The organism is Streptomyces sp. MNU76 (assembly GCF_020982545.1).
Taxonomy (GTDB): domain Bacteria; phylum Actinomycetota; class Actinomycetes; order Streptomycetales; family Streptomycetaceae; genus Streptomyces.
Map to the genome: position 1 here is coordinate 1 of NZ_JAJKLK010000015.1, position 18484 is coordinate 18484.

Genomic DNA, 18484 nt, shown 5'->3' on the forward strand with positions numbered 1-18484 from the left:
TCAGCTGGGGCTGTCCCGCAACCTGGCGCGCGAGGCGGTCAAGGCGCTGGCGGTCGCCCGTGTGCTGGAGGTCAAGCGGGGCGACGGCACCTATGTCACCAGCCTGCAGGCGAGCGTACTGCTGGAGGGCCTCGGCGGCGCCGTGGAACTGCTCCAGGCCGACGCGGGCGCGCTACTGGACCTGATGGAAGTACGGCGGCTGCTCGAACCCGCCGCCACCGGGCTCTGCGCCACCCGCATCACCGACGAGCAACTGGCAGGTGTCAAAACCCATCTCGACGCGATGCGGGAGGCCCGCGACGACGTCGAACTCCTCAACGCGCACGACGCGGCCTTCCACCGCGCCGTCGTCGAGGCCACGGGCAACGAGTCCCTGCTGGCACTGCTCGAAGGCGTCTCCGGTCGCACGCTGCGCGCCCGCATCTGGCGAGGCCGGGTCGACGCGCAGGTCGCGGCCAGGACCGTCATGGAGCACGAGGCGATCTACGAGGCGCTGGCCGCCCACGACGCCACACTCAGCCAGGCGGCCGCGCTGCTGCATGTGAGCAGCACGGAACAGTGGCTGCGCGAACACCTCGAGTCCGAAGGTGTTGCTCCTTCGGCCACCACCGCGAACTCCGGCTGAGAGCAGGACCATCAGCGGTGACGGAGGCTCGCTTCAGGCGCTGAACACGGAGTTGCGGCGGAGCTGCTGCGCGCACCACCGGAAGTGCCCGTCGCGGTCGTCCAGGCCGAAGAGGTCATAGGTGACGAGTGCGTATGCGGCCTGATAGGTGGTGAGCGTCGCCGACGGGTACCCCAGCTCGTGGGCGAAGAGCGCGGTCAGCTCAGCGGTGTGCTCTGCGGCGTACGGCCCGTACATGTCGTGGACGGCGGCGGTGACGCCGGCCTCGAAGGCTGGGTCACCGGCGGTCGTGCAGAAGCCGAAGTCGAGCAGGGCGACGGTCCGTCCGGTCGCGTCGACGTGGATGTTGGGCGGGACGAGGTCGCCGTGGATCACTGTCACCGGGGCGTCGGGGAGCGCGAGCAGCGCCTCCAGTGTGCGTTCGACTCCCGTGTCGAAGTCCGGCACGTGGGCGGCCAGGGCGGCACCGTTCCGGGCCGCGGCCCGGGCGACCAGGGCTGCGAGGGCGTCGCGGAAACTGTCGCGATCCTGCCACAACGGACGGTCGTCACCCTGGACCGTCAACGCACGCATGGCGTCGGTGCCGGGCACGGAGGCCAGGCCCCGAAGCACGGCGAGGAGTGCGTCCTTGTGCGGGGTGGGCAGGTCGCGCTCGTAGGCGGCGCGCGCGGAGTCGACCCGCATCGGCCCCCCGGGCAATTCACGCTCGTACGTCACCAGGACGCCCTCGGGGTCCTCGACGTCGAAGATCTCCGGGGTGGCGAAGGGCAGGGAGTGCCGCGCGATGTCCGCGTACACCTGGCGGGTCAGGTCGAGGTCGACCGTTGGCCGACCGCTCCACACCTTGGCCGCCCGGCCCTGGCCCAGCGCGTAGACGACGCCCTCGACACCAGCACCGATACGACGGACACCGGTGTGCCCACGGTCGGCGAAGTACGCGAGCCATGGATCGGAGAGTGAGGCTTCCACGTCCAGGATCTTCTCCATCGAGTACGAGATCAGCAAGGGCCCCGGCCGACGTCGGATCCCAGCGGATTCGGCTGTCCCGACGCCGCGGCCGCGTACACCAGCGCGGGCAGCTCGGCGCCGACGATCAGACCTTCGAACAGCTCCCCGTAGCAACGCAGTTCGCGGTTCGTTGTCGAAGGGTCGAGCGTGCCTCACCGTGGCCTCTCGCAGGTCGATGATGTCAGTCAGGTCGCACAGACCGCCGCCCGCCTGGGGATCACCTCCGTGCTGACCGTAGATTTGCCCCGTGCCCACGACGCGGCAGGGGACGGAACGGCTGGAGACACCTGTGCGGGACCGCTATTCCGAGGGATTCTTCACGCGGCTGGCGCACGAGGCGCATCCGGTGGACCTGATGTGTCTCTATCTGCTGCACGGTTCGGTCGACCGGATCCCAGGTCTGTGGGCTGATCGGGAAACGCTGACGTTCGAGCACCTGATTCGGCACGTCCCTGCCGCGCATCGCTCCAGCCATGGCGACGCGCACACGTTCCCGATCCACATCAGGAACAAGGTCCGCGGGCGGCTGTACGGCTTGGAGTTCAGGATCCACTTCGTCGCGGGCGAGCCTTACGCCGACGCGCTGATCCCATGCGGCGCGACGATCGACCTGCCCCGCTTCATGCGTCATCTCCGTGGGCGGCACGCCTGGGGAGGAGTGCCGGGGGACTGGGACAAACGGATTCTGATCGGAGCGCAGCCGACTCCGAGACGGCGATCCCGCCCGCAGGGGGAGAGGGGCACGCAGCCTGGCCACATACCGCCGGTACGCACGCGCCTCGGGCGAGGTGTCCTCGACCGACCGGGACCGTCCGGTCGCCAACCGGGTCCCTGGACCTCCGCGGAACCAGTCATTGCGGTGGTTGCCGACCTGGAACCAGACCTCGCGGTTGTTGCCGAACAGCACGACGCTCTCGCGCAGATCACGCCCGCCGGGCGGTGTCTCCTGCGGCGATCGATGACATTCAGCCCCACGGACACCGAGTTGCCGCGAAAATCGGCGGGGTCACGCCAGCGCGGGCATGACGATCCTCACGCGCATGGTGAAGACTGGACGGATGCGATTCGACCCCGGCGCACTCCTGTTCATAGTGCTCGGTCTCGTCCTTGTCGCCGTCGGTTGCGTCTGGAGGGGAGGTGTCCTGCGCCCCCTCTCGGTCAAGCGGGCCCAAGCGGCCGTGAGCCGGGACCGTTCGAGAAATCTGCTGTGTTCCGCGGACATGGCCATCGCCGAAGCGCGCCGCCGGGCCGCCCACGGCGAACCGGCCATCGTCACGGTCGGAGACGTGACCAGGGTGGCGTACCAGCACTACGGGCATCTCTTCGAGGAGCGCGAAGAGGTGGCCGCCGCCCTCCGCCGGCGCTATGAGGCCGCCGACTGTCGGGCGGACTGCATGACCGACGCCTTCAACTGACGTCCTCAGCAACAGGTGTTCTTGGTGCGAGAGGCGCCGGAGCCGTCACCTCCTGGCGGGCTCCGCGATATCCGTCGGCGGATCAAGGCGCACCGAACGCTGCTGTGGCCGTTCTAGATTCGGCTCATGGAAGAGACCAGCTACCAGGCGGCCGACGACTGCACCCTCTACGCCACCGTCACCGGAGAGGGGCAGAACCTGGTTCTCCTGCATGCCGGCGGCCCAGACCACAAGAGCATGCTCCCGCTGGCCGAGCGTCTTGCCGATCGCTTCACGGTCGTACTGCCCGACCTGCGAGGCTACGGCCGGTCGGTCTGTACGGACCCGGCCCGCCATACCTGGGCCCAGTACGTCGAGGACGTCATGCGGCTCCTGCACCACCTCGGTATTGCCCGTGCCGCACTGGCCGGGGCTGGCCTGGGATCCACGATCACGCTTCGGACGGCCGCCGCGTACCCGGAGCGGGTCCTGGCGGCCGTACTCATCGGAGTTGAGGACATCGAGGACGACGAGGCCAAGAAGGCCGAGATCCGTTTCCTCGACGAGTTCGCCGCCCGCGTCGAGGCTGATGGCATCGAGGCGGGCTGGGAGCCCATCCTCGCCGGCTTCCCTCCCGTTGTCGGTGCCATGGTGCGCGACGCCATCCCCCGATCGGACCCCGCCAGCATCGTGGCCGCAGCTGCCATCGGCCACGACCGTTCCTTCCGGAGCGTGGACGAACTCGCGACGATCACCGCACCGACCCTCGTCTTCCCGGGCACCGACCCACGCCACCCCACCGCTCTCGCCGAACAGGCCGCCGAGACCCTCCCCAACGGACAGCTGGCCATGATCCCGATCGGCGACGACCTCAGGACCGCCGAGGACCTCGCCCGCGCCACCGCTCCCGCCATCCGCGAATTCCTGACCGGTCGATCCTGAGGGCGAAGAAAGCAGGGAGCGCAGGATGGGGCTGATGTTCTTCCCGGGCGCGGAGAACGCGGCCGCATCCCGAAACAAGACGGGTGTCCGCTGGGGGCGGACGCCGCCGCAGCTACGGCCTGAAGGACCTCTGCGACCTGGGCGGTCGGAGCCCGCCTTGAACCTGATGCCGCAGCGGCAGCCTGGGGCGGTGGGGCGGTGGGGCGGTGGGTCCGGCATCATCGCCGTGTGATCGTGATGCAACCCGTCCTGGAGATCGTCGCCGCCGACGGCTTCGCGCTCTGGCCGATCGGCGAGCACGAGTCGTACGGCTGTCTCGCGCTGCACGGGCAGCTGACTCCGGAGCAGGTCGGGACGGCGATCATGCGGATCGCCGAGTGCAACACCTTCGAGCCGGAGGAGGAGCACGGGCCGTGCCCGGGCGACCCGATCGGCGTGTTCCTGCACGGGATGCTCACCATGCCCGACCTGTTGGCGGCCGGCGGATTCCGGGTGACCGACGACGCAACCGGCTCCGTCTTCATCGACCCGGGATGCTGCAACGGCCTGGAGACATGGCGGGAATGGCTGGAGGTGCTCGACGGCACCGGCTGGGCCTCCTTCGGCCACGACCCGTCCTCGATGGCCGAACGCGTCGGCGACATCGTCCGGTTGACGCTCGACGTCCACGCGGGGGACGGCAGCCCGGTGATCGAGCTGCCGGTGGACGAGGTGCGCGCGCTGGTCTTCGGCGCTCAGCAGGACTTGCGGGACTTCCACGACCTCGCCGGAAGCTGGGCCGAGGACCACCTGCCCACGTTCGCCACCGCCGTCACCGCCGCCCTGGCCCGAGCCTTGGACCTGGACTCACACTAGGGGCGTGAAGGGTCGGCCACGGCTGCCGTGAACCGCGTCACGAGCGCCGCGACCGCCGCACGCAGTTCTTCGCCGCCCTCGACCCGGAACGCGAACGGCAGCCTCGCGAGCCATTCCTGCGCGTACATGGCCGGGTTGCGCGTGCTGCCGACCAGCACGCACCCGTCTCCCAAGGGTTCGAGTCGTCCCATGGGCGGCTGGATCCAGGGGGCCACCTCGGTCAACGGGAGGTTGAACACCACCCGCGTGGAGGATTCCCATCCGAGGCCCAGGTTCTCCTCCAGCACCGCCACCGGATCAAGACCTTCTGGCGGTTCGAACCCGTGTCCCGTCCTCCGGACGGCGTGGACCCGGTCGACCCGGTACGTACGGATGGCGTTCGCGCGGTGGGAGTGGCAGAGCAGGTACCAGCGCCCGTAGCGGACGACGAGGGACCAGGGATCGACCTCCGCCACCCACTCGTCGCCCGCCCCGCTGCGGTACGTGACCGACACGCGCTCCCGGGCGGCGACGGCATCGACGAGCTCGCCGGTGACGGCCGGATCCGGGCGGGCCGAATACGGGTCCGGTGCGGCCAACGCGTACTCCCGCAGCATCGCCGCGTGGTGGCCGACGCTCTCCGGCAACGCCTTGACGACCTTGCCCAGGGCGGTGCTGACCAGGTCGTCGGCGTCGGCCGCGCCCGGCTGGCCGCTGAGTACGGCCATCACCAGGCCGAGGGCCTCCGCCTGCGTGAAATGCACGGGGGGGCAACCTCGTCCCGCGCCCCAGCCGGTAGCCGCCGTGCGGCCCCCGGGTCGACTCCACGGGGATGTCGGCCTCCCGGAGTATCTCGACGTAGCGGCGTGCGGCCCGCTCCGTGACGCCCAGTCGTCCGGCGAGTTCACCGGCCGTCGTACCGGGCCGGGACTGGATGATCTCCAGGGTACGCAGGGCTCGCGCGGTGGGGCTGAGATCGTTCGGCACGCAAGCAGGCTAGTCCGCCCCGCTGAGCCCGGGCACAAGAGTCCGTGGGAATCCCCCCCGCCCCGTGAGGAGCGAGGGCGCGCGCAGGACAGTTCGTTCCCCCTTGGCCCGCACGGGACTTCGGCGGGCGCTCGGGTGATCGCCGTACAAACCGGCAGTGGATCGTCCGGATCTCCTCCTACGGTGACCTTCGTGCGGCACAGGAGTGCGGCGGAAGAAGGGGAACTGACCATGAACATCCTGCTCATCGGCGGCCTGTGGCTGGACGGATCCGTGTGGGGCCGCGTCGCCTCCGTGCTGGAGGCGCTCGGCCATCGCCCGGTGCCGCTCACCCTCCCGGGCCAGGGGGACGGCTCCACGTCCGCAACGCTCGACGACCAGGTGGAGACCGTGCTCGCGGCAGTGGACGCCGTGCCCGGCAGGCTCATGGTGGTGGGGCATTCCGCCGCCTGCTCGCTGGCCTGGCTGGCCGCCGACCGACGGCCGGGGCGGCTGGCCAAGGTCGCCCTGATCGGCGGCTTCCCGTCCTCTGATGGCCAGTTGTACGCCGACTTCTTCGAGGTGTGGGATGGCGTCATGCCCTTCCCGGGCTGGGGCCCGTTCGAGGGGCCGGACGCCGCCGACCTCGACGACGAGGCCCGGCGGGAGTTGGCGGCTGCCGCGATCCCCGTGCCTCAAGGTGTGGCCCAGGGCGTGGTGCGGCTGGCGGACGACCTGCGGTTCGACGTCCCGGTCGTGGTCGTATGCCCGGAGTTCACGCCCGCGCAGGCTCAGGAGTGGATCGACGCCGGCGACGTCCCGGAACTCGCCCGGGCCAAGCACGTCGACCTCGCCGACATCGACTCGGGCCACTGGCCCATGATCACCAAGCCTGCCGAGCTGGCCCGGATCCTGGCCACGGCAGCCGAAGCGGCGGCCGACGGAACGTGAAGTGGCCAGGCCCGCCGGCGCACTGACCGTACGGAAAACTGGTGTTCCTCGGGGTCAAGACTTGGCGTGAACGCGGGTCGCTGCGGACGGCCGTCACCCGGGTGGGGGCCCGCAGGGTGGCCTGCGGACGTACTGGGAGGGATTCGCGGTCAGCGTCCGCTGTGGCGTCCGACACGGTTGGGGGCTGAGCGCCGCCACGACCGGGGACTGGTTCGCGCTCTCGCCGTGCCGCTGTCGCCGGTCGGTGCGCGAGGTGTCGGCTTCGGCGGGCCAGGACTGACCGTCGCGGCGCACCCAGCCCGCACCCATCTGCCGTAGCGCGTCGGCGAACGCGTCGAGCCGGGCCGGAGGCACGAGAGAGGACACCCAGACGTTGACCCCGAACCGGCTCGCGGCACCGGTGACGGGTAACTGCCTCGGGAGACAGGTGAATTGTCCGGCGATCCCCCTGGCCTCGACCCGGTGGTGCCCCGGCAGCAGTCGGGGGAGCCGAACGGTCGCCGTCGCGCTCCCCGCCCGTAGCGTCACCCGTCCGGCGGCTACACACCGCCCGTGATGGGCGGTGACCGTGTAGCGCACGTGATGTGTACGGACGGCGGGGCCTCGAACCGCACGCACAGCGGCGGGGCGGGATCGCCGTGCCGGTGGACGGCGACCGAGACCTCACGGGGCACGGGCCGCCCGGCGCGGGGCCGCCGCGGGGTGAACGTGACATGGTCGAGCCGGAACACGTACACGACGGCGTCGTCGACCGGGACGGCCTCGCCGACGCGGAAAGCGACCGCGCTCTCGACCCTCCGGAGCTCGACCTCGTCGAAGTCCAGCACGGACAGGTCACCCCAGGCGGGCCTCGACTCGTACCAGCGCGGTGGTGAGAACGCGACCTCCGTGAACGGACCGTCGTTCACGCGCAGTCGCATGTACGAGGCGACCGCTCCCGCCCGCGCCCTCTCGACGGGGGCTGTGGCCACGGCGGTCAGCGCGTACACCCCGGCCTCGGGGCGTGCGCACCCGGTACGTGGCGAACCAGCCGCTCCCGCCGGGCGCCTCCCGACCCGCCGTCAGTGCCAGATACCGCCCCCTCGACGCACGCCGATCACGGACCACCGGAATGTTCGTACGGGTCGCGGCCTCGCCTGACACGGCGATGACCAGCGGTGCCGAGTCCTTCCCGGCGCCGGCCACCCGACCACGTAAGACGGGCCTTGAGTGAGTGTCAGGTCCATCATGCCTGTTCGGACGTGGTTTTCGGTAGGACACAGCGCACGTCCGTTTGTGCTTGTGGCAGTTGGTGCCGCGCGTCAGACTCGTCGTCATCCACTCTCCGGCCAACGTGTCGGCAACCGTGCTCGGTTGCCGGCGCGGTCGGCGTGCTGTCTCACCGTGTGACGTGCACGGGCAGGGGGGTGGCGTGACGGAGGGGGACCGATGGATCAGGACATGATCGTACTGGCGAGGATCAAGCTGCTGAGTGCCAACCTGCGGGTGGTGCGTGGCGCCGAGGGCCTGTGGATCTACCGCCTGCTGACGCAGGTCGAGCCGGAGACGTATGGGTCGAAGCTGGCGTACGTCCTGGTGGAGGCAAGCGGGTCGCCGCTGCTTCGGGAGGTGCCTGAGCGGCGTCTGGCCCTGCTGGACGAGGCCGTGGAGGTGGCCAAGGCCCTCGATACGTCGAACCCTTACCGGGCGAAGATGCTGGCGAGGGCCCTGGCTGCCAGGGAGCAGGAGGCGGAGGGCCGGGCGGCGGGGCCGCTCGCATGACCGCGGCTGCCCTCTGATGTACGGCTCGCAGTGTGGGGTTCCGGCGGCGGTGGGAACCCCCGCTCCCGATGGGCCGGCCGGGCCAGTCAATGGCCCTCTTTGTTGAACCAACCGAGCGACTGGACGACGGTCGCACCGATGACGAGGATGCCGATCGGAATGATCGTGAACCAGGTGGCGTCGGCCTTCATGGCCGCGAGCAGGGCGATGGCGCCGATGGCCAGTGCCAGGAGCACGAGCATGCCGACAAGGACCCGAGTCTTGGAAACCACCGCAGGACTCTCCCCTGTTCAGCTGGGCTCATTGACTGGGCAGAGTCTCCCCACGCTGCTTTCCGGAGGCGCCAGTAGAACTACGTAATCGCATACGTACGTTCACCGGCCAGGGCTGGGCACTGCGGCGGTCATCCGTGATGGTGGGCCGCAGCGAAGGCGTCGGCGAGGCTGGTCAGGATCGAGCCGGACCAGTCGCTGTCCCCGAACACGCTGACCGGTATGGCGAGCACGCCGTACTCGCGCCGGAGCGTCTCCGCAGGGATCTCGACGGGGAAGAAGTAGTTGCCGGGACAGGTCCGGCTGGTCTCGGGAATCGCGCCGATCACATCGTCCGGCAATCGTGCGAACAACTGCTCAGCCCGTGCGGTCAGTTCGTCGACGACCTGCCGGGGCACGTCGCCGTGCTCGGTCAGCAGACGGTCGGCGAGCCTCAGCTGCGCCGGCGTCGGCGGATCCGCCCGGAACGCTTCGGCCAGTTCGGTCTGTCCCCGGCCCAGCAGGACCACGCCGAACGTGCGTGGCCAAAGCCATCCCTTGGTCACCGAATGCAGCAGGACCGCGCGACCGGTGCCCAGCAACCGTCGTGTGCCGGCGGCGAATGGGGCTCCCAGGTCGTAGACGCTGTCGATCAGCAAGCGGCGGCTCGGTGATTCTCGCAACCAGCAGGTCACCGCCGCGCACTCCGCATCGGACAGGCAACGGCCCAGCGGCTTGCTGGGATTGGCGAGCAGGAGGTATTCGGGGTGGTGGTCCGGCGGCGGCGACGTCGGCAGGGTCGGTGCCGGCAGCGTCGGGTAGGACAGGGGCTCGAGACCGGCGGCCCGGGCCAGCTCGAAATAGACCGGGTACACGTCATTGGGCAGCCACAACCGCGCTCGCACGGCGCGCAGCCAGGGGAACACCACACCGAGTCCGTGCCGGACCCCTCGGCAGACCATGGCGTGGCCGGACCACTCTTCAGGCAGCTCGAAGCGCCGCAGCCAGGCACGGGCGAGATCGCACCGGTACACCGTACGCTCGTCGGTCGGCGGCTTCGGCCGCAAGGGAGCGAGCGCCCGGTACACGTTGGTCTCGGCGGCGTCCAGCAGCGCCGAGGAGGCATCGAGCTGCCGCTGCCGGAACTCCTGGAACCCCTCGAACCTCACGCCGCCGCACCTTCCGGCACGATCTCGCTGGCCCGGTCCTCCAGGGAGGCGTAGCAGCGTCCGTCGGCCATGACGTTCCAGCTTCGTGCGATCCCGTGGGTGCGTTCCCAGAGCAGGCTGGGCTCGGTGTAGGCGGCGATCCGGATCGGCCGTCCGGCCCAGCTGCCCTGGTAGACCGGCGCGCCCCAGGGCAGGCGGCTCGCCAGTTCGAACCCGTGCCGCTCGGCGAACCCGGTGACGACGGACAGCGAAACCTGGTGGTCTCGGCTCCAGACGTTGGCCGTGCGGTCGAAGTACAGCGACTCGGTGCTGGTGGATACGTAGAGTTCCTTGAAGCAGACTTCCTCGACACCGAGAGCCGCGGCCCACGAAAGGTAGTCGGCGACCCCGGCCGCGTCGGCGACGCCGCCGTGCTGGAGCACGCAGATCAGTCTCATCCGCAGCCCCGGCCAGCGGTCCCGTTCCACGCGCCAGGCGTCGATGACCGAGCTCACCGGCGTACGCAGCATCATGAGCCGCTCGTTGACGGTGTCGCCGTGATGGTGCCGGGAGACGGCGAGCACGCTCAACCCCGCGGTGCTGAGGGCTGCGAGGCGGTCGGCCCGGTCGGCGTTCTCGGCTTTCGCGAGGGTGTGCGCGTTGGTGATCAGGACGACCTTCGGGAAGGCCGCGGAACAGGCGGACACCAGCCGTACCTGCTGTTCGAACGGTATGAGCGTGGGCTCCCCGCCACCGGTGATCACCGCACGCTCGGCACCTGCCGCACGGGCACGCTCCAGCCAGAGGGCGACCGCGTCCCACGGGACCCGCGCCGGCGTCTGGTCGCTGGAGATCGAAGCGGATGAGAAGCAGAACGAACACCGGGCCTGGCAGGCGGAGGCGACCGGCAGAATCGACACCGAGCGGGGTCGTGTGTCGTCGTAGCGACGCAGTGCCGACCCCTGCAGGTGCAGGGAGGCGGCCATCGCGTCCTCGACGGTGGTCGGGCGCAGGGTGAACTCGTCGCTTGCTGCGCTTGCCGCGTCTGCTGTGGCTGCTGCGCCCGCTTCGTCGAGTTCGTGGACCGCTGACAGCCGGATGCGAGCCTCGTGCAGTTCCATGCCGAGGCCGGTCGAGACGTTGGGCACCAGCTCGTCGGGGTCCACCATGGTTTCCAGCACCAGCAGCCGGTCACCGGGAACGGCCAGACGGTCCAGCAGGCGTCGCGCCTTGCCTATGCCGATTCCCAACTCCGTACGCGTCAGCAGATGAAACCGGTCGGGATAGGTGCTTTGCGGAATCCCCGCCTTGTCGTATGCGAACGCGTACTTGTCGAAGCCCTTCGCGAAATTCGACAGCACGATGACGTGGAAGCGCTGGTCGCTGTGGTTCATCCCGTCATCATGCTTGACGATCTCTATCGTCTGAAAGCGGGTTGATCCAGCGGTCGACGCGAGGCCCGACGTCCATATGATCGAGGAATACGCCCGCCACAACGGCCACGCCGACCTGGTCCGGGAACGCGTCGATGGCACTACCGGGGTGTAGCGCCGGATCACGGACGGGAACAAGAACGCGGACACGGATACGGAGGCGGAGTGCGAGTGCTAGCCAATCTCTCTGTGCTGGCGGCCGGCAGGCGTCATTCGGTCGGGCGGCGCTGGGACGGGACCGTTCTTGCCGTGGGCCGTACCGCAGTCGACGAATGCCGTGTCGACCGCTGGGCGGACGTCGTCGCGGTGGCGGCCGGGAACGTCCATACGGCGAGGAACACGGGCAGGGCCCATACGGTGGGACTTCGGTCGGACGGCACGGTGCTGTCAACGGGGTGGAACGGCGACGGGCAGTGTGATGTCGCCGGATGGCGTGGAGTCACAGCCGTGGCCGCGGGGTGGCGCCGTACGCTCGGGCTGCTCCGGGACGGCCGCGTGCTGGCAGCCGGCCGGAACACGGAAGGGCAGTGCGACGTACAGTCCTGGCGCGAGATGGTCGCGCTGTCGTGCGGTGACTGGCACTCGGTCGGCGTCCGGTCGGACGGTTCCGCCCTGGCCGTGGGCAACAACCGGCGACGTCAGTGCGCCGTTGCTGAATGGTGTGACCTTGCCGCCATCGCTGCCGGGTATGTCCACACCGTCGGCCTCAAGGTCGACGGGAGGGTGGTGGCGACCGAAGACAGGACCACCGGGGCGTGCGAGGTCGACGCGTGGGAGGAAGTGGTCGCGCTCGACGCGGGCAGCTACCACACCGTCGGTGTCACCGTGTCCGGGCGAGCCCTTGCAACGGGAGACAACAGCCACGGACAGTGCGACGTCGGCGATTGGCGCGACATCATCGCCGTGGCGGCCGGTTCGACACACACCCTCGGCCTGCGTGCCGACGGCACGGTCGTGTCGACGGGGAACAACACCGACGGGCAGTGCGCGGTCGAATCCTGGTCCGGAGTCCGGGTTCCATAAGGCCGGGACCGAGAGCTGGGGACCTGGATACATACAACTCGCGTGCTGCCACGCCGGGTTGGTCCCGTGTACACGTACACGTACACGTACACGTACGCGCATGCGCCGCGGAGGACCGGGGGCGACCCCCCGTCCTCCGCCGGTGTGCCCGTCAAGGTGTCACGGCATCATCTCGTACGCCGCCGACAGAGCCTCCACGCGCTGCCAGACCCGCTCCGAACGCGCCTCGTCGACGACCGGTCGTCGGACCGCGCCGAGCGCCCAGCGCTGCTGCTCCTCGGTCGCGGAGTCCTTGCCGTGCAGTTCGACGGCGTGGGCGGAGAAGTCCCGCACGAGGACGGCGAACAGCTCGTCGAGCACGTCCGCGTCGAGATCCGACAGGGCCGCCTGCTCCAGGACCAGCTGCCCGTGCACGACGAGCGCGAAGAGCTGTCCGACGGCGAGGAGCAGGTCGAGATCGCGGCTCTGCTTCTCGTCGGGCGCGGCCGTGAGGACGAACTCGCAGAGTGCGTCGGCCTGTTCGCGGAACAGGGCGACGTTGGGCAGGTGGGCGTACGTGTCGAAGGCCGGCCGCCAGTCATGGAAGCGCACCGAGCCGAGACCGCGAGCCGGGCCCTGTCGGAAGAGGAAGGCGTCGTCGGCCGCGTCGAGGCGGGTCGGGACAGGCTCGTACGCCACCGGGTCGAGGAGGTGGTTGCGCATGAACTTGAGGATCAGCGCCAGGTTGACGTGGACGGTGCCCTCCAGCTTCGGCAGGCCGCGGATCTCGATGGCGGCCTGGGCGAAGTAGTTGTCCTTCTCGAAACCCTTGGCGGCGATGACGTCCCACATCAGGTCGATGACCTTCTCGCCCTCGGTGGTCACCTTCATCTTCGTCATCGGGTTGAAGAGGAGGTAGCGGCGGTCGTCGGGACCGGCGGTGCGGAAGTAGTCGACGGCGCGGTCGCTGAACAGCTTCATCCCGACCAGCCGGACGTACGCGTCGGCCAACTCCCGCCGCACGTGCGGGAAGGCGGTCACGGGGCGGCCGTAGAGGATGCGGTTCTGCGCGTGGGTGACGGCCTCGTACATGGCGTGTTCACAGATGCCGATCGAGGCGGTGCACAGGTTGAACTTGCCCACGTTGACGGTGTTGAGTGCGGCGTCGAAGGCGGCCCGGCCGGTGTGCAGGACGTCGTCCGGGGTTACGGGGTAGTCCTCCAGGCGGAACTCGCTGACGAACTTCGACGAGTCGACGACGTTCTTGACCAGGTGGTACGCCGGGTGGCGGCTGTCGGCCGCGAAGAAGACATAGCCGTCGGGGCCCTCGATGTCGGTGCGGCGCCCGAAGACAGAGACGAGCCCGGCGGCGTTGCCGTTGCCGATGTAGTACTTGGAGCCGGTGGCCCGGAAACCGCCCGTGCCGTCGGGCTCCAGGAGCATGTCGGTGGAGTAGATGTCGGCGCCGTGCGCCTTCTCGGACAGGCCGAAGGCGAACACCTCGCCCTGGGACAGCAGTTCGGCGGCACGGGCGCGGGCGGCGGGGTTGTCGCTCTGCCAGACCGGGCCGAGTCCGAGGATGGTGACCTGCCAGGCGTACCAGTAGTCGAGGCCGTAGAAGCCGAGTATCTCGTTGAGCGCGGCGATGCGGGCGGTGTCCCAGCGCTTGTCGCCCTCGGCCTCCGCGGCGGCGGAGGCGGGCGTGAGGAAGGTCGCGAAGAGCCCTTCCTCGGCGGCGAAGGCGAGGAAGTCGCCGAGCCAGGCACGGGTCCGGTAGTCCTCGATCAGCCGGTGCTTGCCCCGTTCCTCGAACCAGTCGACGGTGGCACGCAGCAGCCTGCGGGTCTCCGGGTCGAAGTGCGCGGGGTCGTAGGTCCGCGGGTTGAAGAGCAGCGCGTCGGCCATGGATGCCGCCTTTCGGCTGAGTGGTGAGGGGTGAGGGTGGGGTGCGGACACGAGTTTCGGCTCACGTCCCCGGTCATGTCCGGGGCCATCCGCTCGGGTCGTGTCGTGGGGTTGAGTCGCTCGGTCACGCCCTGGTGGCCGGCTCGGCCGGCCGGTCAGTGACCGGGGGTGAAGCCGGCGAGTGTGGCGAGTACGTCGTCGAGCCAGGCGATCATCATGCGCTCGTACGCGATGCCGCCGCGCAGCACGACGTGCTGGAGTTCCCGTTCGGCGTCGAGGGGGCCGTCCGCCGGGGGGTCTCCGAAGTCGCGGGCCACGCCCGCGAGGTAGTGGTCCAGGCGGTCCGTGTGCGCCTGTCGGTGCCGTTCGACCTCGCTGATCAGGGCGGCCGGGTCGCCGAAGGCGGCGCCGCGGATCTTCACCGCCAGGTCGTGGCGGACGCTGTCGGGCTCGGTCGGTTCGTGGAGCCACCCGGAGAGCGCCTCCCGTCCGGGCCCCGCGACGGAGTACTCCTTCTTGTCCGGACGCCCGTACTGCGGGACCTCCCGGACGTCGACCCAGCCGTCGCTCTCCATCCGCTTGAGTACGCGGTAGATCTGCTGGTGGGTGGCGGTCCAGAAGTACCCGATGGACCGCTCGAACCGCCGGGCCAGCTCATAGCCGGACCCCGGCTTCTCCAGCAGGGAGACGAGGATCGCGTGTTCGAGCGCCATGTGCACGATCCTGCTATGCACCTCGTTGCATAGCAACGCCGTGGCGGTGAGACGCCGCTCACCCGGTGCGGGTCCGGTGGGCCGTCGCCTTCGGAAGGCGTTCGTGACGTCCCGCGTCCGACTCTTTGTGGTCCGACGGTGGACGCGGAGGCCGACGCGGCGGCGGGTTCGGTTCTGTCCAAGGTGGGCCCGCGTGTCAGTACCGTCCCAGAGGGCGGAGAAACGTCCAGGTCACAGTGGGTGGCTCATCTCAGCGTCCCAGGAGACGCCGGTGCGCTTGCCGTCCTTCGGAGAGAACGTCGATGCTGACCCGCGTAGGGCAGTCGGGGAGCGGCGCGGTGCCGCTCCCGCTCCCTGCCGACGGTCACGCCGGGGGGCGGGCCGAGTCGGCACGTACACAGGAATGGAACTGCATACGCATGATGAAGTCCCGAACGAACCGGACCGCCTTGGCCATCGGCACCGCCGTCCTCATGGCGGCCGGCATGGTCGTCGCGGGGGCCACGACCGCCTCCGCCGATGCGTGCGGAGGTCCCGGCAAGTACCTCTGTGGTGCGGTGAAGAACAGGACCGGCAAGCCGATGCACTACACGATGAGGCTGGGGAGCGGCCCGCACCTGTGCGACGTGTGGAACATCGACGGCGGCACCACGAGCAAGTGGGACCAGACCGCGTGCGAGCAGCAGTCGTTCAACAGGGGGACGATAGGCGGCAACGGCACCGGCAAGGACGTCGATGCCTTCACCTTCGCCACCCACGGCTACCACGAGCGGTTCTCACGTGTCGGCACGTGGCACTGGCGAAAGAAGGGCGTCTGGACGAAGATCCGGAGCGGGGAGATCGCCGACTGCGGCATCGGTGACAACAACGAGGTCTGGTGCACCGTCCTCGTCCAGGTCTGAAACAGCCCCGGGCGGTGGCGTAAGCGGTGACGCAAGGGCGCGGACAGCCGGTCCGCGCCCACGGAGCCGATGACCGTGCGTGTCAGTGGATGCCGAGCAGCTGGGCGAGTTCGTCGGCGTCGATGCCGTACGTCTCCCGGATCCGTACTCCCTTCGGGCCGACGTCGAAGACGCCGTGGTCGGTGTACACGCGGCTGACGCAGCCGACGCCGGTGAGCGGGTAGGTGCACCGCGGTACCAGCTTGGGTTCGCCGGAGCGGGTGAAGAGGGTCATCATCACGTAGACGTCCTTGGCACCGATGGCGAGGTCCATGGCGCCGCCCACGGCGGGGATGTCGTCGGGGCGGCCGGTGTGCCAGTTGGCGAGGTCACCGTCGAAGGCGACCTGATAGGCGCCGAGGACACAGACGTCGAGGTGGCCGCCGCGCATCATCGCGAAGGAGTCGGCGTGGTGGAAGTACGCCGCCCCCGGCAGCTCGGTCACCGGGACCTTGCCGGCGTTGGTGAGGTCGGGGTCGATCGCGTCGGCCTCCGCCTTCGGACCCATGTTGAGCATGCCGTTCTCGGTGTGCAGCACCACTCCGGAGTCGGCCGGCAGATGGTCGGCGATCTTGGTGGGCTGCCCGATGCCGAGGTTGACGAAGGAGCCGGCCGGGATGTCGCGAGCGATGACGGCGGCCAGCTCGTCCATGGAGAGCCGGTGGTCGGCGGACGCCTGGACGCCTGAGGTCGTGGTCATCGTGCCCCCTGCACGGTGTAGTGGCGGGCCGTCACCTGGACGATCCGGTCGACGTAGATGGACGGGGTGACGACGGCCTCGGGGTTCAGCTCGCCGGCCTCGACGACCTGGTCGACCTGGACGATGGTCGTCGTCGCGGCCGTGGCCATGACCGGTCCGAAGTTGCGGGCCGTCTTGCGGTAGACGAGGTTGCCCAGGGTGTCCGCGACATGGGCGCCGATCAGCGCGTAGTCACCCTTGATCGGGTATTCGAGCAGGTAGGTGCGGCCGTCGATCTCCCGGACCTCCTTGTCCTCGGCCAGCGGTGTGCCGACCGCCGTCGGGCAGTAGAAGGCGCCGATGCCGGCCCCTGCCGCGCGCATCCGCTCGGCGAGGTTGCCCTGCGGCACGACCTCCAGCTCGATCTTGCCCGCGCGGTACAGGTCGTCGAAGACCCAGGAGTCGGCCTGACGGGGAAAGGAGCACAGCACCTTGCGCACCCGGCCGGCGGCGAGCAGCGCGGCCAGCCCGACGTCGCCGTTGCCGGCGTTGTTCGACACGATGGTGAGGTCCTTGGCACCCTGCCGGATGAGCGCGTCGATCAGGTCGAACGGCATTCCGGCCAGGCCGAACCCGCCGACCAGGACGGTGGAGCCGTCCTCGATCCCGGCGACCGCGGCATCGGCGCTCTCGACGATCTCCGCCCGGCTCATCGGGACGCCTCCGTGGTGTCGCAGTTCTCCAGTACGACGGCCAGGCCCTGGCCGACGCCGATACAGATCGCGGCGACGCCGTACCGCTGCCTCGTCTCGCGCAGCACCTTGGCCAGCGTGGCGAGGACGCGTCCGCCCGAGGCGCCGAGCGGGTGGCCGATCGCGATGGCGCCGCCCTTCTGGTTGACGAGGTTGGGGTCGATCTTCCACGCGTCGACGCAGGCGAGCGACTGCACGGCGAAGGCCTCGTTGAGCTCGACCGCGCCCACCTGGTCCCAGCCGATCCCGGCGCGGGCCAGCGCCCGGTTTGCCGCCTCCACTGGGGCGTAGCCGAAGGCCGGCGGCTCCAGTGCCATCACGCCGCGGCCGGCGATTCGGGCGACCGGGTCGGCCCCGATCGTGGCGGCGGCCGCCTCGCTGCCCAGCAGCACTGCGGAGGCACCGTCGTTGAGCGGGCTGGCGTTGCCCGCGGTGATGGTGCCGCCCTGCTCCGGGGTGCGGAAGACGGGCTTGAGGCCGGCCAGCACCTCCGGTGTGGATCCGGGGCGGATGCCCTCGTCGCGGGTCAGGTCGACTCCTTCGACCGGCGTCACCAGGTCGTCGTAGAAGCCCGACTCCCAGGCGGCGTGGGCGAGTCGGTGGGAGCGGGCGGCGAACTCGTCCTGCCGCTCCCGGGAGATGCCGAAGCGCTCCTGCAATTGCTCGTTGGCCTCGCCGAGGCTGACCGTCCACTCCTTCGGCATCCTCGGGTTGACCAGCCGCCAGCCCAGGGTCGTGGAGACCGCGGTGACGTCGCCGGCCGGGAACGGCTTCGCCGGCTTGGGCAGTACCCACGGCGCCCGTGTCATCGACTCGACGCCGCCGGTCAGCACCACCTCCGCGTCGCCGGACTCGATGGTCCGGCTGGCCGCCATCGCCGCGTCGAGGCTGGAGCCGCACAGGCGGTTCACCGTGGTGCCGGGCACGCTCACCGGGAGGCCGGCGAGCAGCGCCGCCATGCGGCCGACGTTGCGGTTCTCCTCCCCGGCGCCGTTGGCGTTGCCCCACACCACGTCGTCGATGGCGGTGGGATCGAGGCCCGGCACCGCCGCGAGCGTCGAGGTGATCGCGGCGGCGGCGAGGTCATCGGGGCGGACGCCGGCCAGCGCGCCGTTGAAGCGGCCGAACGGTGTCCGTGTCGCGGCATAGAGGAAAGCGCTCATGGCAACGACGTTAGAT

The 18484-nt window shown here is 69.9% G+C and carries 19 protein-coding genes and 2 pseudogenes; 9 read left to right on the forward strand and 12 right to left on the reverse strand.

Annotated elements, in window-relative coordinates:
- The coding region (locus E4N62_RS25930) for a FadR/GntR family transcriptional regulator (protein ID WP_230218500.1) at positions 1–625 on the forward strand (625 nt) is incomplete at its 5' end.
- A gap of 33 nt (positions 626–658) precedes the next feature.
- Here the strand turns inward: E4N62_RS25930 and E4N62_RS25935 are convergent.
- The gene (locus tag E4N62_RS25935; RefSeq protein ID WP_230218503.1) at positions 659–1612 is read right to left on the reverse strand and encodes an aminoglycoside phosphotransferase family protein; all 954 of its coding nucleotides are present in this window, start codon (positions 1610–1612) and stop codon (positions 659–661) included.
- 1061 nt (positions 1613–2673) lie between these two features.
- Between E4N62_RS25935 and E4N62_RS25940 the strand changes: the two genes are divergently transcribed.
- From E4N62_RS25940 to E4N62_RS25950, 3 genes are all read left to right on the forward strand, one after another.
- The gene (locus tag E4N62_RS25940; protein ID WP_230218505.1) at positions 2674–3048 is read left to right on the forward strand and encodes a hypothetical protein; all 375 of its coding nucleotides are present in this window, start codon (positions 2674–2676) and stop codon (positions 3046–3048) included.
- 126 nt (positions 3049–3174) lie between these two features.
- Positions 3175–3969: an alpha/beta fold hydrolase gene (locus E4N62_RS25945; protein WP_230218507.1), complete on the forward strand. Its 795-nt coding sequence runs from the start codon at positions 3175–3177 to the stop codon at positions 3967–3969.
- A 237-nt stretch (positions 3970–4206) separates the two neighbouring features.
- Complete coding sequence (locus tag E4N62_RS25950; RefSeq protein ID WP_230218652.1) at positions 4207–4824, forward strand: hypothetical protein; 618 nt, start codon at positions 4207–4209, stop codon at positions 4822–4824.
- On the opposite strand, the pseudogene E4N62_RS25955 reads toward E4N62_RS25950, so the two are convergent.
- Positions 4821–5790 (reverse strand): annotated as a pseudogene (locus E4N62_RS25955) (helix-turn-helix transcriptional regulator). The gene E4N62_RS25950 and the pseudogene E4N62_RS25955 sit on opposite strands and share 4 nt — an antisense overlap.
- A gap of 231 nt (positions 5791–6021) precedes the next feature.
- Between E4N62_RS25955 and E4N62_RS25960 the strand changes: the two are divergent.
- Positions 6022–6720, forward strand: coding sequence for an alpha/beta fold hydrolase (locus E4N62_RS25960; protein WP_230218654.1), 699 nt, complete (start codon positions 6022–6024; stop codon positions 6718–6720).
- 93 nt (positions 6721–6813) lie between these two features.
- On the opposite strand, the gene E4N62_RS25965 is transcribed toward E4N62_RS25960, so the two are convergent.
- Together E4N62_RS25965 and E4N62_RS25970 are read right to left on the reverse strand one after the other, a co-directional pair.
- The gene (locus E4N62_RS25965; RefSeq protein WP_230218509.1) at positions 6814–7086 is read right to left on the reverse strand and encodes a hypothetical protein; all 273 of its coding nucleotides are present in this window, start codon (positions 7084–7086) and stop codon (positions 6814–6816) included.
- A gap of 173 nt (positions 7087–7259) precedes the next feature.
- A complete protein-coding gene (locus E4N62_RS25970; RefSeq protein ID WP_230218511.1) occupies positions 7260–7691 on the reverse strand; it encodes a hypothetical protein in 432 nt (143 codons plus the stop codon).
- A 457-nt stretch (positions 7692–8148) separates the two neighbouring features.
- Here E4N62_RS25970 and E4N62_RS25975 point away from each other — a divergent pair, with 457 nt between their 5' ends.
- Complete coding sequence (locus E4N62_RS25975; protein ID WP_230218513.1) at positions 8149–8481, forward strand: hypothetical protein; 333 nt, start codon at positions 8149–8151, stop codon at positions 8479–8481.
- An 86-nt stretch (positions 8482–8567) separates the two neighbouring features.
- Here the strand turns inward: E4N62_RS25975 and E4N62_RS25980 are convergent, their stop codons facing one another.
- The 3 genes from E4N62_RS25980 to E4N62_RS25990 form a co-directional block, all read right to left on the reverse strand.
- Positions 8568–8753, reverse strand: coding sequence for a hypothetical protein (locus E4N62_RS25980; protein ID WP_230218515.1), 186 nt, complete (start codon positions 8751–8753; stop codon positions 8568–8570).
- Positions 8754–8884: 131 nt separating this feature from the next.
- Positions 8885–9901, reverse strand: a complete 1017-nt coding sequence (locus E4N62_RS25985) for an aspartate aminotransferase (protein ID WP_230218517.1) — start codon at positions 9899–9901, stop codon at positions 8885–8887.
- Positions 9898–11274, reverse strand: a complete 1377-nt coding sequence (locus tag E4N62_RS25990) for a radical SAM protein (protein WP_230218527.1) — start codon at positions 11272–11274, stop codon at positions 9898–9900. The genes E4N62_RS25985 and E4N62_RS25990 overlap by 4 nt, the downstream gene beginning before the upstream one ends.
- A gap of 70 nt (positions 11275–11344) precedes the next feature.
- Between E4N62_RS25990 and E4N62_RS25995 the strand changes: the two are divergent.
- Together E4N62_RS25995 and E4N62_RS48155 are read left to right on the forward strand one after the other, a co-directional pair.
- Positions 11345–11428, forward strand: a pseudogene (locus E4N62_RS25995) (DUF664 domain-containing protein); the annotation flags it as partial.
- A gap of 191 nt (positions 11429–11619) precedes the next feature.
- On the forward strand, positions 11620–12336 hold the full coding sequence (locus E4N62_RS48155; protein ID WP_308185645.1) for a chromosome condensation regulator: 717 nt from the start codon (positions 11620–11622) through the stop codon (positions 12334–12336).
- 159 nt (positions 12337–12495) lie between these two features.
- On the opposite strand, the gene E4N62_RS26010 is transcribed toward E4N62_RS48155, so the two are convergent.
- Together E4N62_RS26010 and E4N62_RS26015 are read right to left on the reverse strand one after the other, a co-directional pair.
- Positions 12496–14220, reverse strand: a complete 1725-nt coding sequence (locus E4N62_RS26010; protein WP_230218529.1) for an acyl-CoA dehydrogenase family protein — start codon at positions 14218–14220, stop codon at positions 12496–12498.
- A 155-nt stretch (positions 14221–14375) separates the two neighbouring features.
- The gene (locus tag E4N62_RS26015) at positions 14376–14933 is read right to left on the reverse strand and encodes a PadR family transcriptional regulator (protein ID WP_230218531.1); all 558 of its coding nucleotides are present in this window, start codon (positions 14931–14933) and stop codon (positions 14376–14378) included.
- Between the two features lie 419 nt (positions 14934–15352).
- Here E4N62_RS26015 and E4N62_RS26020 point away from each other — a divergent pair, with 419 nt between their 5' ends.
- On the forward strand, positions 15353–15835 hold the full coding sequence (locus E4N62_RS26020; RefSeq protein WP_230218539.1) for a hypothetical protein: 483 nt from the start codon (positions 15353–15355) through the stop codon (positions 15833–15835).
- Positions 15836–15917: 82 nt separating this feature from the next.
- On the opposite strand, the gene E4N62_RS26025 is transcribed toward E4N62_RS26020, so the two are convergent.
- Genes E4N62_RS26025 through E4N62_RS26035 form a run of 3 tightly spaced genes read right to left on the reverse strand, consistent with a single transcriptional unit; the run spans position 15918 to position 18468 of the window.
- Complete coding sequence (locus E4N62_RS26025; protein ID WP_230218541.1) at positions 15918–16574, reverse strand: 3-oxoacid CoA-transferase subunit B; 657 nt, start codon at positions 16572–16574, stop codon at positions 15918–15920.
- Positions 16571–17266 (reverse strand): 3-oxoacid CoA-transferase subunit A, encoded by a 696-nt coding sequence (locus E4N62_RS26030; protein ID WP_230218543.1) that lies wholly within the window; start codon positions 17264–17266, stop codon positions 16571–16573. Before E4N62_RS26030 ends, E4N62_RS26025 begins: the two co-directional genes overlap by 4 nt.
- Positions 17263–18468, reverse strand: coding sequence for a thiolase family protein (locus E4N62_RS26035; protein WP_230218545.1), 1206 nt, complete (start codon positions 18466–18468; stop codon positions 17263–17265). Before E4N62_RS26035 ends, E4N62_RS26030 begins: the two co-directional genes overlap by 4 nt.
- Between the last annotated feature and the right edge of the window lie 16 nt (positions 18469–18484).

Bases quoted from the DNA above. Each gene is read 5' to 3' on its own strand.
- E4N62_RS26025 (WP_230218541.1), bottom strand. From the start codon at position 16,574: ATGACCACGACCTCAGGCGTCCAGGCGTCCGCCGACCACCGGCTCTCC.
- E4N62_RS25960 (WP_230218654.1), top strand. From the start codon at position 6,022: ATGAACATCCTGCTCATCGGCGGCCTGTGGCTGGACGGATCCGTGTGG.
- E4N62_RS26010 (WP_230218529.1), bottom strand. From the start codon at position 14,220: ATGGCCGACGCGCTGCTCTTCAACCCGCGGACCTACGACCCCGCGCAC.
- E4N62_RS26035 (WP_230218545.1), bottom strand. From the start codon at position 18,468: ATGAGCGCTTTCCTCTATGCCGCGACACGGACACCGTTCGGCCGCTTC.
- E4N62_RS26015 (WP_230218531.1), bottom strand. From the start codon at position 14,933: ATGGCGCTCGAACACGCGATCCTCGTCTCCCTGCTGGAGAAGCCGGGG.
- E4N62_RS25945 (WP_230218507.1), top strand. From the start codon at position 3,175: ATGGAAGAGACCAGCTACCAGGCGGCCGACGACTGCACCCTCTACGCC.
- E4N62_RS25950 (WP_230218652.1), top strand. From the start codon at position 4,207: ATGCAACCCGTCCTGGAGATCGTCGCCGCCGACGGCTTCGCGCTCTGG.
- E4N62_RS25940 (WP_230218505.1), top strand. From the start codon at position 2,674: ATGGTGAAGACTGGACGGATGCGATTCGACCCCGGCGCACTCCTGTTC.
- E4N62_RS25975 (WP_230218513.1), top strand. From the start codon at position 8,149: ATGGATCAGGACATGATCGTACTGGCGAGGATCAAGCTGCTGAGTGCC.
- E4N62_RS26020 (WP_230218539.1), top strand. From the start codon at position 15,353: ATGATGAAGTCCCGAACGAACCGGACCGCCTTGGCCATCGGCACCGCC.
- E4N62_RS26030 (WP_230218543.1), bottom strand. From the start codon at position 17,266: ATGAGCCGGGCGGAGATCGTCGAGAGCGCCGATGCCGCGGTCGCCGGG.
- E4N62_RS25990 (WP_230218527.1), bottom strand. From the start codon at position 11,274: ATGAACCACAGCGACCAGCGCTTCCACGTCATCGTGCTGTCGAATTTC.
- E4N62_RS25935 (WP_230218503.1), bottom strand. From the start codon at position 1,612: ATGGAGAAGATCCTGGACGTGGAAGCCTCACTCTCCGATCCATGGCTC.